The following is a 259-nucleotide window of genomic DNA, read 5'->3' on the forward strand; positions in this document are numbered from 1 at the left end:
GTCCGATACTTGGCGAGCGGCAACCCTTCCTTTGCTATGCGAGCGTTGTATGCCGCAATGCCGTCCTTGTTCTCTTCATTCCACTTCTCCCAGTAGCGGCGTTTGACTTCCACGGCGAGCAGGCCGTCGACGGTCTGAGAGACATTCATCCCCAATTCGCGTGCCATCTCGAGCACCTTGCTATTGAGCGAAAGATTGGTGGCCTTTTTGGGGGCGTTGTCGAATCGGAGCATGAAGGAGACCCTGGGTGCATTGGGAA

The 259-nt window shown here is 56.0% G+C and carries 1 protein-coding gene; it reads right to left on the reverse strand.

The window, feature by feature from the left end:
- A partial coding sequence (locus ACLJNW_RS26320) for a type II toxin-antitoxin system CcdA family antitoxin (protein WP_410961524.1) occupies positions 1-233 on the reverse strand: 233 nt, incomplete at its 3' end.
- Positions 234-259 lie beyond the last annotated feature (26 nt).

Origin of the sequence: Salmonella sp. SAL4457 (assembly GCF_046548235.1) — a bacterium.
In the GTDB taxonomy this organism is placed as follows: domain Bacteria; phylum Pseudomonadota; class Gammaproteobacteria; order Enterobacterales; family Enterobacteriaceae; genus Salmonella; species Salmonella enterica.